General features: G+C 45.3%; 15 protein-coding genes. 1 reads left to right on the top strand and 14 read right to left on the bottom strand.

Going from position 1 to position 15,633, the window contains the following annotated elements; all coding sequences use genetic code 11:
- Positions 1–70: 70 nt before the first annotated feature.
- The 6 genes from topA to EKM87_RS02015 form a co-directional block, all read right to left on the bottom strand.
- Positions 71–2,182, bottom strand: coding sequence for a type I DNA topoisomerase (topA, locus tag EKM87_RS02040; RefSeq protein WP_125681317.1), 2,112 nt, complete (start codon positions 2,180–2,182; stop codon positions 71–73).
- Between the two features lie 146 nt (positions 2,183–2,328).
- Positions 2,329–3,210 (bottom strand): DNA-processing protein DprA, encoded by an 882-nt coding sequence (gene dprA / locus EKM87_RS02035; protein WP_125681315.1) that lies wholly within the window; start codon positions 3,208–3,210, stop codon positions 2,329–2,331.
- A gap of 28 nt (positions 3,211–3,238) precedes the next feature.
- On the bottom strand, positions 3,239–4,024 hold the full coding sequence (locus EKM87_RS02030; protein WP_125681313.1) for a ribonuclease HII: 786 nt from the start codon (positions 4,022–4,024) through the stop codon (positions 3,239–3,241).
- Complete coding sequence (ylqF, locus tag EKM87_RS02025) at positions 4,017–4,880, bottom strand: ribosome biogenesis GTPase YlqF (RefSeq protein WP_125681311.1); 864 nt, start codon at positions 4,878–4,880, stop codon at positions 4,017–4,019. The genes EKM87_RS02030 and ylqF overlap by 8 nt, the downstream gene beginning before the upstream one ends.
- Before the next feature lie 517 nt (positions 4,881–5,397).
- On the bottom strand, positions 5,398–5,841 hold the full coding sequence (locus tag EKM87_RS02020) for a hypothetical protein (protein WP_125681310.1): 444 nt from the start codon (positions 5,839–5,841) through the stop codon (positions 5,398–5,400).
- 51 nt (positions 5,842–5,892) lie between these two features.
- The gene (locus EKM87_RS02015; protein WP_125681308.1) at positions 5,893–6,327 is read right to left on the bottom strand and encodes a hypothetical protein; all 435 of its coding nucleotides are present in this window, start codon (positions 6,325–6,327) and stop codon (positions 5,893–5,895) included.
- 422 nt (positions 6,328–6,749) lie between these two features.
- On the opposite strand from EKM87_RS02015, the gene EKM87_RS02010 reads away from it, so the two are divergent.
- Positions 6,750–7,349 carry a hypothetical protein gene (locus EKM87_RS02010; RefSeq protein WP_125681306.1) on the top strand — a complete coding sequence of 200 codons (600 nt, stop codon included), beginning with the start codon at positions 6,750–6,752 and terminating at the stop codon, positions 7,347–7,349.
- Positions 7,350–7,625: 276 nt separating this feature from the next.
- Here the strand turns inward: EKM87_RS02010 and EKM87_RS02005 are convergent, their stop codons facing one another.
- From EKM87_RS02005 to EKM87_RS01970, 8 genes are all read right to left on the bottom strand, one after another.
- Positions 7,626–8,483, bottom strand: a complete 858-nt coding sequence (locus tag EKM87_RS02005; protein ID WP_125681304.1) for a nucleotidyl transferase AbiEii/AbiGii toxin family protein — start codon at positions 8,481–8,483, stop codon at positions 7,626–7,628.
- A 64-nt stretch (positions 8,484–8,547) separates the two neighbouring features.
- Entirely contained in the window at positions 8,548–9,159 is a 612-nt protein-coding gene (locus EKM87_RS02000; RefSeq protein WP_225428375.1) for a type IV toxin-antitoxin system AbiEi family antitoxin domain-containing protein, read from the bottom strand.
- Positions 9,160–9,893: 734 nt separating this feature from the next.
- Entirely contained in the window at positions 9,894–10,778 is an 885-nt protein-coding gene (locus tag EKM87_RS01995; protein ID WP_125681302.1) for a hypothetical protein, read from the bottom strand.
- 816 nt (positions 10,779–11,594) lie between these two features.
- A complete protein-coding gene (locus EKM87_RS01990; protein ID WP_125681299.1) occupies positions 11,595–12,530 on the bottom strand; it encodes a hypothetical protein in 936 nt (311 codons plus the stop codon).
- A 361-nt stretch (positions 12,531–12,891) separates the two neighbouring features.
- The gene (locus tag EKM87_RS01985) at positions 12,892–13,113 is read right to left on the bottom strand and encodes a YozE family protein (protein WP_125681297.1); all 222 of its coding nucleotides are present in this window, start codon (positions 13,111–13,113) and stop codon (positions 12,892–12,894) included.
- 23 nt (positions 13,114–13,136) lie between these two features.
- The gene (locus EKM87_RS01980) at positions 13,137–13,742 is read right to left on the bottom strand and encodes a YpmS family protein (protein ID WP_125681295.1); all 606 of its coding nucleotides are present in this window, start codon (positions 13,740–13,742) and stop codon (positions 13,137–13,139) included.
- 15 nt (positions 13,743–13,757) lie between these two features.
- Positions 13,758–14,681 (bottom strand): GDSL-type esterase/lipase family protein, encoded by a 924-nt coding sequence (locus EKM87_RS01975; RefSeq protein ID WP_125681293.1) that lies wholly within the window; start codon positions 14,679–14,681, stop codon positions 13,758–13,760.
- 70 nt (positions 14,682–14,751) lie between these two features.
- On the bottom strand, positions 14,752–15,603 hold the full coding sequence (locus tag EKM87_RS01970; protein WP_125681291.1) for a DegV family protein: 852 nt from the start codon (positions 15,601–15,603) through the stop codon (positions 14,752–14,754).
- Positions 15,604–15,633 lie beyond the last annotated feature (30 nt).

Here is a 15,633-nt window from a genome sequence, read left to right as displayed (position 1 = left end):
AATAAAACAGGTTCATCGATCACTTCGCTACTGTGCGAGCGTGACCGATGAACCTGTCGCTATAGATTTTTTACTTTTGTGGTGCTTCTTCGTAGTCCCCGTTAGGACAAACGATTTGGCTACCGCCGCGAATCTTCTTGGCAACCAGGTAGTGGCCGTCCTTAGGGCAGTCACGACCGATTGGCTTGTCCCATGAGACGAAGTCACAATCGGGATAACGTGAACAACCGTAGAAGATCCGGTTCTTCTTGGACTTCCGTTCGATAACCTCACCCTTGTGACAAACGGGACAGGTCACGCCGATTTCCTTTACGATTGGTTTCGTGTTCCGGCAATCAGGGAAGCGTGAGCAGGCATAGAACTTACCGTAGCGGCCCATCTTGATGACCATCGGTGCGCCACAGATGTCACAGTCAAAGCCGGCGGGTTCGTCACGGATCTGAATCTTTTCAATGGCGTCTTCCGCGTGGGCGACTTCCGTTGAGAATGGTTGATAGAAGCTATCAATGACCTTGACCCAGTCCTGTTTCCCTTCTTCAATCCCATCTAACTCGTGTTCCAAGTTGGCAGTGAAATCAACGTTGACCACGTCTGGGAAGTAGTCGTTGATGATGCCATCAACGATTTCACCTAATTCAGTCGGTTCAAAGCGCCGGCCGACTAACTTAACGTAGTAGCGGCGTTGAATCGTGTCCAGCGTTGGGGCGTAGGTCGATGGCCGGCCCACACCGTTTTCTTCCAACGCCTTGATCAGGTTGGCTTCGGAATACCGTGCAGGTGGCTGGGTAAAGTGTTGGGCTGGATCAGTCTTGGCTAACTTGACCACGTCACCAATCTCAAGGTCGGGCAACAGGTTATCCTTTTCCTTACCGTCCTTGTAGATCTTCAAGAACCCTTCGAACTTCATCTTGGACCCGTTGGACCGGAAAGTAACGCCGTTCTGTTCCAGCGTCACAGCCATGGTATCCATGATGGCGTTCGTCATTTGACTGGCCACGAACCGGTTCCAAATAAGTTGATAGAGCCGAAATTGGTCCTTGTTCAACCGTTCCTTCAGGCTAGCTGGGGTCCGGAAAACAGAGGTTGGTCGAATGGCTTCATGGGCGTCTTGGGCCCCTTCAGGCAGCTTACCCTTGATGGGTTTCGTTGCGGCATATTCGGCTCCGTATTTTTCGTGAATGAACGTGGAGGCTTCGTGCTTGGCAATGCTAGAGATCCGGGTGGAGTCGGTCCGCATATAGGTGATTAGCCCCTGCGTGCCTTCCTTACCCAAGTTGATTCCTTCGTAGAGCTGTTGCGCGGCCATCATGGTCTTCCGTGTTCTGAAGTTTAACTTACGGTTAGCATCCTGTTGCATAGAACTCGTGGTAAATGGTGGTTGGGGTGAACGCTTCCGTTCCTTACGAACCACGTTGGTGATGTCAAAGTCACCTTTTTTATCGAGCTTGTTCAGAACGTCTTGGACGGCGGCGTTATCCTTCAGGCCGGCCTTCTTACCGTTCAGGCCGTAGAAGCTGGCGCCAAATGTATGCCGGGCCTTCTTGAAGTCTGCGTCGATGGTCCAGTATTCTTCGGGGATGAAGGCTTTGATTTCCTTTTCCCGTTGAATGATCAGGGACAGCGCAATCGATTGAACCCGACCGGCACTTAGCCCCTTCTTGACCTTTTTCCAGAGTAATGGGGAGATGGAATATCCCACTAAACGGTCTAGGATTCGCCGCGCCTGTTGGGCGTTCACCAGATCCATGTCAATGGTCCGGGGCGTCTTGAAGGCTTCCTTGACAGCATCCTTGGTAATTTCGTTAAATGTGACCCGGTTCTTGTCCTTCACGTCCAGGTTTAAGACGTGGGCCAAGTGCCAGGCAATGGATTCCCCTTCACGGTCAGGGTCAGATGCGAGGTAGACGGCCTTGGCTTTTTTAGCCTCGGACCGTAAGCCCTTGATTACATCACCCTTACCACGAATGGAGATGTAGTGCGGATCGTAGTCATTTTCAGTATCGACCCCCATCGAACTCTTAGGCAAGTCCCGCACGTGGCCCAGACTAGGCATGACCTTGTAGGTCCGCCCTAAGTACTTTTCAATCGTCTTGGCCTTCGCCGGAGATTCCACGATGACTAATTTTTTTTGCGGCTTGCGCCGTTTCTTTGTCGTTGTTTTGGTTTTTGTTTTCGTCGGCAAAACACATTACTCCCTCGAATGATAGGTGTAAACCCCGCTCTACCGGGATTCAGTGACCGTATCGATTTGGTTCTAAGTCGAACTAAAAGTTCGCTAAATTTTTCACTAGTAATCCCACACATGATATTTCAAGTCGGGGGCGCTTGTCAACTAAAAAATTCTTCCATTATATGTTCGGGATTCAAGATTGGTTTCGCGCCCGCTAAAATTAATTCGTTGGTCCCCACTGAATTGGGACTGTCGACGGCCCCCGGAACGGCGAGGACGTTGCGGTTCTCCTGAAGCCCAATGTTGGCCGTAATCAGACTGCCCGAATGGTGGGCCGCCTCGACCACTAGCACGCTCTGCGCAATGCCCGCGATAATCCGGTTGCGTTCGGGAAAATGGTGGCGGGCCCCCGCCGTCCCCCAGGGATATTCGGATAGGACCAGGTGGTCGCGAATCAACAAGTCCATGAGGTCGCGGTTGGCGGCCGGGTAGCAGTGATCGAGACCGGTCCCAATTACGGCAATAGTATGTCCCCGGTGAGCCAAGGCAACTTGATGGGCTAAGGTATCGACCCCTTGAGCCAGACCCGAAACCAGGCAGAGTCGTTGTTCCACCACTGGGGGCAACAGCAATCTCATGGCGCGTAAGGCATACGGAGTAGGCTGGCGGGAACCGACAACGGCCAACTGTGGTCCCTGCAAGAAGCGGACGTCCCCGAGAAAATACAGGGCAACTGGTGGATTGAACGTTTCTTTAAGCTGGGCGGGATACGCCCCATCGACAATGGTCAAACAGCCGGTGTGTTGCAGGTTTTCAGTTACCCGCCGGCTGAGCTCACCAGTGAATAGCGTGGTTTTAAGTTGCTGGGTGCGTTGAGCGGTTAGCGTTAAGTCCTCGAGCATGATGCCAAGCTCAGCGGGACCAATGTCGGTCAATTCAGGGTGCCGTTCCACCCACCGCCAGCAAGCTAAGGCCGTGCGGGGACCGATCCCTTGAATCAGTGGTAAACGCATGAAAAAATCACGAAGTGTCAGTTGCATGGCTGCAACCTCCTATCCCTTTTAAGGATTAACTCCGTGATTCGTTAGCAATAATTTTTTGAACCGGTGAAAAAGTTCGGCGGTGAATCGGGGTAACTCCCCGGTCAGCCAGACCCTGTAGGTGTTCCGCCGTTCCGTAACCGGCATTCTTAGTAAAGCCATAGCCGGGATAGAGCACGTCATAGGTGTCCATGAGATGGTCCCGGTAGACCTTGGCTACGATGCTGGCGGCCGCTACGCTAGCACTCTTGGCGTCTCCCTTGATCAACCGCGTTTGCGGAAGGTCGACGGGAATCTGCATGGCGTCCACGATGAGATGCTGTGGGGCCACGCCGAGGCCCAAGACGGCGCGCTGCATGGCAACTCGAGTCGCCTGATAGATGTTGATTTGATCAATCAATTGAGGACTCCCGATACCAATGCTGACGGCGGTCGCCTGGTCCAGGATCAACGGGTATAGGCGCTCGCGTTCCTTAGGAGTCAGTTGTTTGGAGTCGTTGACCAAAGGGATGTCGAAGTCCTGCGGCAAGATGACGGCACTCGTCACCACGGGACCGGCTAACGGCCCCCGTCCGACTTCATCGATGCCAGCCACAAGTTGATTGGCTGCCCACAGTGGTCGTTCGTAGTGTAGCCGCTCCTGAAATGCCTGCTCAGCCGCCTCAGCCTTTGCGACACGACGTTTGATCTGATTCAGGAGTGATTGCGCACCCTTCCGTGAATCAGCCGCTAATGAGACTAAACGGGGGTCAGTTAGGCTAGTGACGTCCGCGAGGTCTTGCTTTAAACTGCTGAGGCTGGGTTGCTTAGTCATTAGGGGTGTCGCCTACCTCGGGTGCCCGGTCCAGGGTGAAGCCACCCAGCTTCTTGTGGCGGGCGTCCAGAATCAACCGGTCGCTAGCCCGCAGGTAGTCGTCACGCATGCCGATCTTTTCCGTAATCTTCATCAGTAGGTCGACATCGCTCAACTCTAAGTCGGCGTCGGCCAGATGGTATCGTTCCATCAACGCTGGTTGATGGTAGTTTCGGAAGAAGTTGAGGGCAAAGAGTGCCACGTCATCTTTCTCATAGAGTTTTTCCTTGATGGCACCGGTTAAGGCTAGTTTTTGGGCGGTCTCTTGGTCCTTGAACTTAGGCCAAAGGATACCGGGGGTGTCGAGCAGTTCCAGGTGTTTGTTGGAACGGAGCCACTGTTGGGACTTGGTTACCCCAGGGGTATCGCCTACTTGGGCAGCTTTGTGATTGACCAGGTGGTTCAGTAACGTGGATTTCCCAACGTTAGGAACTCCAACAGTCATGGCCCGCATTGGACGTTCCTTCAGGCCTTTTTCCTTTTCGGAAGCGAGCTTGTCGGCCAAAATGTTGGCCGCAATCTTGGTGATCTGCTTGGGGGTTACGTTGGCCCGAGAATCGATGGCGATGACGGGTTGGTCTTGGGAATGGTAGTAACGTTGCCAAGCGGCAGTTTGTTGTGGATCGGCAAGGTCCTTCTTGGTCATGATAATCAGATGGGGCTTGTCCCGTGCAATGCGGGCTACCTCGGGATTACGTGAGGAAGCGGGAATCCGAGCGTCGACCAGTTCGAACACGATGTCTACGAGGTGGACGTTTTCCTCCATCTGACGGATGGCCTTGGCCATATGACCGGGGAACCATTGGATAATGCTCATAAGTTTTTCTCCTTTGATACCAAGGGTTTGACGCCTTGGTGTTCTTAAAATAGTCAAAATTGCCATATGTCCATTTTATTTCGGGCATATTCTAGTCGTTTGCGATACCACTTTTTGGCAAATTCATGAATCTGTTTTTCATTCTGAATTGCTCGATACGGCTAGTCTTCACCCACTTTGTTTGCAGGCGAATAAAAAGCTAACAGAGAATCTGAGTAACTAGTCTATTTTACCATTTATTCTCTATTTCAGATAGTGGCGCTATTTGTGCTTTAAGCATCTCATTCGGCTCGCATAGCATTGTATTAAAAAAGCGTTACCCGAATGTGAATGCCATTCGGGTAACGCTTTTAAACAGTTCGAGGTGTTTTGTCAGCAGTCAATTCTCTCTGCTAGCTTTTTAAAGTGACTTGCCCTTTGGTATAGAGGGCGATTTTTCACTGTTGGCTAAAGTTTCGTCTGATTACTAAATAATGAGGGCACTCTTAATTACTAATAGATTTATGTGCTTGGCCCCTTACTTAATGCGCTGATAATGAAAACCAGAGAGACTATTGTTACCTTTAATACTCAATAGTCCCTTCTTCAAGGTAAACTTCATTTTCACATTGTTTTTGTTTTTAAAAACGCGTCCTTTGACTATTGTGCTGATGCTTTTATAGTGTGTCAGAACCGTGTAGTGCCCTTTAGAGGTTTTCTTGTAACGCGGTGACAAGTACGTGTCGTTCGTATCGGGTTGTTTCACAATAAACTTACTGTTTGAAACCTTAAAATACTTTAAAACCCCATCCTCATTTGATAATTTCCAACGCTCATTTTTAGGCATAATCCACTTACCGCGTAGAGCCTTAGGCATACCTTGATGGTACTTCGCCGCTTGAGCCGTTGATTGTGGCTGAGACAGCATACCTAATGCCATTCCCATCGAAGCAGCTGCAATGATTGTCAATGTTTTTTTCATGATAGATTCTCCCCTACTACAATAGCTAGTCAACTGCTAACTACCAGCTACCTATTTTTTAGATAACCAGGCGCCCATCTTACCCATTTTATCGAAGTGACCAGTCTTCGCCTGATAATATTCTACATACTTCAGCCGCTTACCTACCTGTCGAACTCGAACTTTGTAGGGCTTCAACGAGTTAATCATCTCAATGCCTTTAAGGACATAGATATGTTTGCTGGCCTTCTGATACTTTATCTTGCCAAGAACAAACGGATCGCCCACGTAATAAGCGTTCAGCCCTTTTTTAGTAATTTTCACACCATCTGTTGCTTTAAACTGAGACTTTCCTTTACCTACCGTAACTCTGCGTTCCCAAGTGCCACGCAACACCTTTGGCGTTCCCTGGTGCCACTTGGCCGCATGAGCCGTGGCTGGCGCATTCAATGCCAGTGGCAGGCCAATCGATAGACTTACCGCAGCCATTACTAATAACTTCTTCATAAGTTTTGCTCCCTTTAACTAAGTAAATTTGTTTGCTTTTAAAAACCACTGTTTCCACTACCGTTTATCCGCTCGTTTTTAACTGCTTGAAACCCAGTGTTACTTCCACAGTTCGATTTCTGCTCGAGGCGATGGAAAAGTTTGAACATGCGTTTGAAGGTGAAAATGTTAATTATTTAAAAGCCTATATAAATAATACTGCACTACATTTATCGGTTCAATATGTGCTTTTATTCACTTTTTCTTTATAATTTTAATTATCATCTTATTTTACATTGTTTCAGAAAACATTATCAATATGAAACAATTTACCGGATATGGTTACAAACCCTATTTACTAAAGGTTCACAAAATAGTAAGCTAACTCTATGAACGCTGACCGCGAGATGATTAGCGTTGTAACGCATGAAGGAGCGATTCTAATGAATTTACATAAAGGTTTCACGTTAGCGGCTGTCACCCTCTCGGCCAGCCTATTTTTAACCATTCCCAGTCCGGCCTCCGCCTCGATCAGCCAATACTGGACAACCAACCATTGGGTAACTATTCGCAAGCCGATTACCGTCAGTAAAATTAAGCCTGGTTACCCATCTTACAAGAATGACAAGGTTCTTGCTACCTACAAAGTTTTGCCAGGAGCCCATTATAAACTTGCACACACGTTCAGTAACTATGATTGGATCTTGATCTCTGGAAAGTATAAGACCTCACCTAATGCTATCTATTCAGTCACAAAGTTTGGCTCAAATTGGTATCAAAAAGGCAAGCACCCTCGCTACAAGAAGTTTCATGGCTATCGGATTGAAGCTTTCAATGGTATGAAGAAGTTCAACACGAGTTACGACAAGAAGACCCATAGCACCGCTTCATACCTCAAGCCAACGCAAAAGAAGCAAACCATCTTTAAATACGGCAGTCACGTTATTCCCACTAAACACGAATGGGACGTTGTATCATCCAATAAGATCACCGCGTACAAGTACTCGAATAAGAAATGGCATAACTTGGGAACCAAAAATTAATTCAATCACTAAGCTATCTCAATGACCAAGAGCACCATGATTGTCACTTCACATTGTTGCAGTTTTATGTATCCTTATTCTCTAATTCAGATAGTGGCGCTATTTGTCGTTTAACAATCGTCAAAAGCTTCTCAACGTAATCATTTGGCTCTAAAATATCTGTTGCCAGTAATCAAATCGATTGATTGCCAATAACAGATATTTTAGAGCCTATTTTAGAACCATAATTTAATCGTCTGCCCTCGTTGAAGGACCCTTTATGATGGCGGTGGAGCCTTACCTAGGCCTTTCTTGCGAGAGCCATGGCCTATGTTTTGGCCGTGGTGCGGTATCTTTAAATCCAGCATTCCGTAAAAGATTGTTGGCCGCATTGATAGTCTGGTCGAATGTAATTTCTTGACCTTCTGGGATAATCTGCTGTCGTTTGTCATTCCAAACTTTTTGAAGACGGAGGCTTTGTCGTAAGTCATTAAATGCTGCAATTGGATTCTCTAAGGCGTCATACTGATTATGAATCTTTAACTGATTCTTAATCGATGCACGTAAGCTGTCATTATCAATACTCTCACCTTCGAACCGCTTTAGAGCGTACAAATCATAGAAGTCACGAACCCGTGTATCTTGATCTCCATGATTGAAGCAGGCTGACATTTTCTCTGCCAAAATTTGCTCAACTGGATAGGCGTAAACACTAATCTTGCTCCCATCAATTTCTGAAGTATGATTGAATCGCTGTACGTTTGGAATAATATCATCATTAGTTGCTAAATCGATACCTAAATGGTACGTCACCGGTTTATTGGGCTTCGAAGGATCGGGATTGGCCATCTCTAAGTCCATTGATACCCGGTAGCCAGGGTTATAGCGTTCTGTCGCATTCGCATTTTCGTCGACGCTGATGTTATTAAAATGTGTACCATCTTTTAGATCAATTTGGGCCACTTCGGTGACAATCCTTTGAAGCTGATCAACGGGGACTTTTTTCTGATAGGAGTAATCTAAATCATGGGTACTTCGGTTGCCCAAACCTACCATAGCACCAATTAAATAGCCACCCTTCAGCACCATTTCATTCTTATAATCAGATTGCGTAATTCTTGCCAGAAATCGTTCTGCTGCAAAGCGAGACTGCATTTCACGTAAACTAGTGAGATTTTCGTTAGCAGCCCGCTTGACTTGTCGAATAATATCTTTCGTTTTAATGACTGAGCACCTCCGTTATTTTTTGTAAATCCGAAAGTCCAGGAAATTGATTGATGTATCTGCTCAATTTCAATGAATCACAAAAGTCACTTTGAAAATAGTTTCGAACGGCTTGGTTGCGGTCGAATTCAGTAATCGTTTTAAAGCGGAAAGCATCTATTAGCGCACGTTCTGGATTATAGATGTTGAGTGAACCACTATCCTCTTCTGTCCGAACACTTGTTAGTCCGATGGGATAATACTGACTATCGACGTGATGAATTGTCACAATGTATTTGTCAAAATCATTGGAAACACTGTAGCCGCGTGGAACAGTTAAATCTAAATAAGTATATTGACGGTCAATGAGGTGCCACCAGGTTAAAGCCGTTTGTCCCGAAATCACAGCTTTGGGATAGCGTAGCTGAATGGCCAAAAAGTCGTCATTAGAAAGATTCTCGTTGCTCCACAATTGAACACCAGCACGTCCAGTACCAAATCTAGCCACCTCTCCAGCATTAACCAACTTATTTAGATAATATTTGGAAATTCCAACGTCCTTGGCCTCACTAGTTGTAAAAATTGCGTTCAGTTTAAAGAGCCTTGGAATAAGAGATTCAATTCCCATTTTTTGCACCTCGTACAACACTTTTTGATAATTATATCATGAGATAGCAAAATTACGCAGAATTAGCATTACTTATTTTCTACCTCCCTCCGATTATGTGACAATCCATATTGATGATAGTTAATTTTAATTATCACTCAAGGCTCGCCAGTTGAATGCAAAAAGTCCGGAGGTTAACTTCACCACCAGATAATTCTCGTTTTTATGACAGACAAATTTATAATTGAAGTGCAACAATAGCTCAAAGACATAAAAGAAGACTCATAGCCCGAGTCCTACCTTAAGCCAACGCAAAAGAAACAGGTCATCTTTAAATACGGTAGTCATGCTATTCCCACTAAACACGAATGGAACGTCGTATCGTCCAATAAGATCACTGCGTACAAGTACTCGAATAAGAAGTGGCATAACTTGGGAACCAAAAATTAATTAAATAACTAAGCCATCGCAATGACCAAGAACACCCTGATTGTTAGTTGAAGTGCCCCCTCGAATTGGCGTAAATCCAACTCGAGGGGGGCACCTCATATTATCGCTGCTCTATATACCTTTATTATCTCTAATTTAGATAGTGGTGCTATTTGTCGTTTAACCATCGTCAAAAAGCCTCTCAACATAATCATTGAGGGGCTTTGGGTGTTGCTGTGAAGGTGACGTTACTTGGTGTCGAAAACTGAAGTGGCAATAACAGCAAATAACTTAGTGATTTTCCCATGATAAATCCTCTTATTGCTTTAGTCCTTAGCCTCAGTCACTTTTTTGGTCTTTAATGAATCAAACACGGACTTGGTGTCTTTATTAGTGGTTTTAGTGATTAAGTAGATGTTGGGCTGATTATTCGTTTCATTTGTGTAGCCAACATACATTGAACTCAAAATTTTGACGGGTGAATCGTACGTTTGGCTAAAACCATTGCTCATAGTTAGCTTCATGTTTTCAGGATAGCTAAACGGCAAATCATGCTCTTTGAATTTATAACTCCAAACTTTGTCGTCTAGCTTAATCCGCTGGTGAACAATATTCTCTTGAACGACATTATTTCCAGAATTATCGGTTACAACAGATGCACGAAGTGGTTTTGCGGTTGGCTTTTCATACTTAACAACGGGAAATTTAGCCTGGAAAGCAAGCATGTGTTGGATATCGGACTCTAATCTTTGTTTATCCTTTCGTTCATCAGCATTGGCAGTGAAAGTGTTATTCTTCAGAATACCCTTATCACTATCAATTCTTTCCTGCAAATCATCCTTAGATTTTTGAATAGTTTCGTGGTAATATTTCTTATCCTCAGCTTTGGCCATCGAAATTATTTTTTTATCAGACTTCCCATCAATATCTCGCATCAGAAACGTATAGGTTGGCGTATTGTAGACAGTTGCCATGCCATTCTTAGTCACTAGGATCTGGTCAATATGCGTATCCTTACTGAGGTCGTAGGTGTCTGAATGTTCGGAATTAGCCATGAACCAAATTCTCTGATTAGGTGATTGCGCATCCTTAATAAAGGAAACCGTCTTCTCGTTAACTTGATTAGGTCCTGATTTTCCACAAGCTGACAACGATAAAATGGCTGTTCCTAGTAAAGCTACGTGTACTAGGCGTTTTGCATAACGATTCATAATTTGAACTCTCCTTAATAAAATATTTAATTAGATTAATTGGTAGATGCGTAAGCAAGTGGCACCAGTCAGTACCGACAACAATTTGGAAAGTATGTATTCTTTAGGCCCTCGTTTAAGTCGTTCTACCAACCATCTAAAATGATGGATTATAAAATACATTATACAATAATTAGGTATTATTTTCCTTCTAAATTGTGCTATAAGGTATTTTAAAACCTCTTTACTGCAAAAAAATTCTTATTGGTTGATTTCAATGCTATGAAAGAGAAGTGATTCCTGCAAATTTCCATAAGTAAGATAGTGATTCAAAAAAAAATTTGCGCTATGACTGACAATTGAACAGTTAGCTAAAGGTGCTGGCGTAACTGTTATGAGTGTGCTGAGATCAGTAACATTAGTCTGAACAAATTACAGACGAAGCCAGACGCCCCAAACTATGAAGTTAAGCTCGTTTTCGTTGCTAATCATTTATCGGGCAGATATACCTTAGAATCAACTGATTACTTAAAATCATTACCTGGTAAAAAGAAGTCGTGGCTGAAAGTATTTTGCGGATTAGGATGCTCTTCATACTTGACTCTAGTATCCAATTACCAGTACAGACCACTTTTTACGGTTATTTATTTCTGCCAATTAATATCACCTCGTCTTATTTATTTAAAACCTCTATATTGATAGTCTAGGCTAAAGTTCAAAGATGCCAAAATTAGCAAAGGGGTATCAAAATGGGAAACAACTCTTATCATAAATTCCAAAAAAGTATAGTCAATAAAAAGAAGAGTCTAATAAATATAGACTCTTCTTAACACTGTGCTAGTAATTCAAATATTTGCGATTCTCAGCGGCCTTTTTATTGACCAAAAGAATTTTCGACTTCCAGTTATATAAAGTGGCATCATTAGATGAATATACATCCATCCAAGCTCCCTTCATATTACCAGCAATTTGTTGATCTAAATCTCCGAAATACTTAAATCCTTTATGTGGTGAAGCAGCAACCCCATCATCACCATTACCAGAAATATAATAGATTACCCAATGTCCCGAGTTATTCGAAAAACTCTCACTATTCGAATATAATCCTGGCATAACTTCGAAATTATACTGTGGTTTATCAGTCATACCTAAAATTCGATGCCCATTAGCTAATGTTCCGGCATAAATAGGATTATCGAGAAGATATTTCTTTGTCCCATTCGCAACTTTTAGATTTCCTTTATTATCAATAAGAGAACCAGAATGTTTGTTCCCTTTGGTTAAAAGAAAACTAATTAATTTATCAACATGTCCTTGCATTTCTTCCTTTTTAATTCCAGCAAACATCTTATTAAATTGTTGTTTCTTACTCAAACTTGACTTAGTCTTACTTGTCTTAGCTTTAGGAGCCTTGCCATTCTTCACATAACCATGCCAGATCCAGCCCTTAGTCTTACCATTCGTTGATTTAACGTAATTGTATACAGCTTTTTTCTTATTACTCTTAACAACTTTGGCCTTCTTGATTCGGTAGAATGTCGTCCGTTTATAGTTCTTAGCCTTGTGCGAAACCTTCGTGAGCTTAGCCGTAGAGTACATATTTCCCTTGGTAACGTGAACCTTGTGCTTGGCTTTATATGTAGTCGTTTTAACGATTTTTGCTGCCTTGGTCTTTGCCAACGCCGTATCCGCATTGGACGCAACTGTTGCGAGTCCCATAGTGGAAACGCTTAAAATCGTCAGCGCTGAGACAATCAATTTGTTAACCTTCATCAGTGAAATCCTCCATTTCCTGTTCACAATAACTTCAATTTTAGCCGGCTTGGTGTCGCTAGGTGGGCTGTCATTTCAAGTAACATCAGTCCCTTCAACATCAATTCAGCCTTTCAAATCTGTCAAAAGCAGATGTCCTGAAAAAAGTTCAAATGCTTTTCTGTATCGTATAAATATTGTTAATACCAGTACCGTATATGGCTAATATTAATCAAGCGCTCTGGAAAAGTCAATATAGGTCACGGTGGATTAAACGAGCCTGGTCAAGCCGACTTAACTCGCACTGCTGCAGCCCAAATTACCCCAAAGAAAAAAGCCCGCCAATGCGGACTTTTTTAATCCTTATTCTGATACAACCTCGCTAGGCCAAAGCGGCTAAGTACATTTGCCAAGCATCATCAAAGATGGTCATTGACGGTAAGTACGGCGCGTTTTCTTCAAGATACTTTGACAGAGGATCAAATTCCGTTTCTTGTTTGGGAAACGAACTGTCTAGGAATGCGTTGTTGGCGAACGTTGCCACGGGATCGTAGCTCTCGGGGTTCCGTTCCGTCATCAAAAACTGATAAAAACTTTTAGGCATGACGATCCTCCTTTATTAGGACGTTAGTTTTTCGGAATGCGGGCCTGGAAGACGAACTTCCCGGCACCGGTCATATCGATTTTTTTAGCGGCGTAAGACAGCTTCTTGCCGTTGCCAATGGCCGTCAAGTGCAAGGTCATCGTCTGTTCCTTCACGTTCATCGCCACCCACTTAGGCAGTGGATAGTTCTTCGCGATGTAGCTCATCACGAAGCTGACTGGAACTGGCAACGAGCCAATTGATAGCTTCTGGGCCTTTAATTGGACGTCTCCTGAGGATAACACGGTTGGCTTGAAGAGTAAAACAAAGTTGACATTGGCCCCCAAGACCTTAGTGGATCCGGTCAACATCGCGTGATCACTCACCTGGAACCGATATTTAAGGGGTTCATTTTTAAGCGACTTATTTACATAGTAGTCGGCCAACGCGTTGACCTGGTTCTTATTGAGTGTCACGTTGATGTTGGTCGTTTCCGTGGTCGGCGTCTTCGCCGTGGCGGGTACATTGGCGGGGCCGAGTGCCTTGACACCCATCGTTATGAAGGTAACGAGGATGACGGCCACTAGGGCGATGAAGCCCCACTTCCACCAATTTCGGGTGGGTGTTTTAGTCTGCGAATGTCGTTGCATGAAGCCGATTCCTCCTTACTTATTTAACCATTGTTGGTGCGCCTGCATTTGTTTGAAGGCAGCGGCGGTCATCAGGTCGTACCCCTTGGCGTTCGGGTGAAAATGGTCGGCCGATGAAAGGTAATCATTGAGTTCGTCGCTACTACTGCTGGCCAAGATCTGTTCCTGAAAGCTCTTGGCTGACAGTTTGCCATCATTGGCCTGTTGGGACTGGCGCTTTAATTTAGCCTGTTGCGTGGCTGATTTGAACTGACCAACGGACATGGCTCGACTGATGTCAACCATGTACAGGTGCGAGAAGTCCCGCCCGGTATGGGTCGTCACGTCGTTCCAATCGTCCACGGCGTCCGTAATCTGGTCTAGGTTGGCAAAGTACACGTAGATGGGATTATAGATGCTGTAGAGGTAGATGGGTGCGTTCGGATTGTACTTCCGGACGGTGGACAACAGACTCTTTAACTTGGTTTCGTAGGACTTTTCAGCGGTCGTCAATTGCGTGTTCAATCGGGACTGTTGGTTAATGGTCACGTTCTTGGTCAGGGTCTGGAGTAAATCATTGCCCCCAACCGTCATGACGATGGCTTGAGCCCGCCGGACTTGGCGTTGTTGCTGCCGACTATCGACCAACCGTTTTTCGATTTGATCGGACCGGTCGCCAGACTTGCCGTAGTTGTGCATGACGACCTTGACCTTATCCTTTTTGTGGATCATGGTCTTTAAACGACCGGAATACCCTTGATTGTCGGTAGTATCACCGACGCCTTGCGTCAGGGAGTCACCTAGCGCAACGACCCGAACGGTTGAACGGTGGCGGACAGCTGGGTGCGTACCGGAGCTAGTGGTGCGGGCTCCGGGATGCCAGTACGTTAAGGCAGCCAGGACAATCATCACCAGGAGTAAGGTTACCCCAATAATCTTACTGAAATTTTTAAGCTTCATCAGTTTATCCCCCTCAGGAAAAAGAAAAAGCGGTGGCATCGCCACCCCTTTTCTTGCTAGTCTATTGAATTTATTTGGTAGGATCCGTGTAGTACATCAAAGCAAAGGCACCCGGACCACCATGGGTGGCGATGATCGGAACGGTCTCTCGTACCAGGACATCCTTGTCAGGCAAGATTTCGTGTAAGTGACCCTGAATCTTGTCGATGGCATCAAAGGCTTCTACGTGAGAAATCCCAATGGCCACGATGTCTGGCGTCTGCTTGATCTGCTCGTAAACTTTATCGAAGTACCGGTCAATGGTCTTCATACCGCGACCCTTGGCCCGAATCTTCAATTCCCCACCGGTAACTTGTAAGACAATTTTGATGTTGAGCAAGGAGGTCAACATGCCAGCGGCCCGGCTAAGCCGACCACCCTTTAGAATGTTTTCCAATGTAACGACACCCATGAAGAGCTTGGTGTGGTCGCGAACGGCAACGGCGCGGTCTAAGATGGCCTGCTTGTCGCCACCCTCAGCGGCTAACTTGGCAGCCTCAACGACTTGGAACGCCAGCGCCTGATCGGTATACTGACTGTCGACAACTGTGACGTCCGTCTTGGACAATTGGGCGGCTTGTTCGGCGGTGTGGACCGTGCCACTGATGGCAGCCAGCATAGTAAAGCAGATAACGCTACTGCCATCTTCCCCTAATTTATCAAAGGTTTCAACAAATTTACCCAGTGGCGGTTGACTCGTCTTTGGTAACGTCTTAGACGTCTTCATCTTTTCGATAAATTCTTTATTCGTAATGGATTCCCGTTCAACGTAAATCGTATCATCGATCATGACCGTTAACGGGATGATGGTAATGTTATAGTCTTGAATCTGTTGATCGGTAAGACCAGCAGAAGAGTCCGTAACAATTTTAATTTTAGCCATGGGTATCCCACTCTTTCTGACCAGAGATTT

Origin of the sequence: Levilactobacillus yonginensis (assembly GCF_003946265.1) — a bacterium.
Lineage (GTDB): Bacteria > Bacillota > Bacilli > Lactobacillales > Lactobacillaceae > Levilactobacillus > Levilactobacillus yonginensis.
Note: the sequence above shows the minus strand (reverse complement) of the source record. Positions and strands in the feature narration are given on the sequence as shown.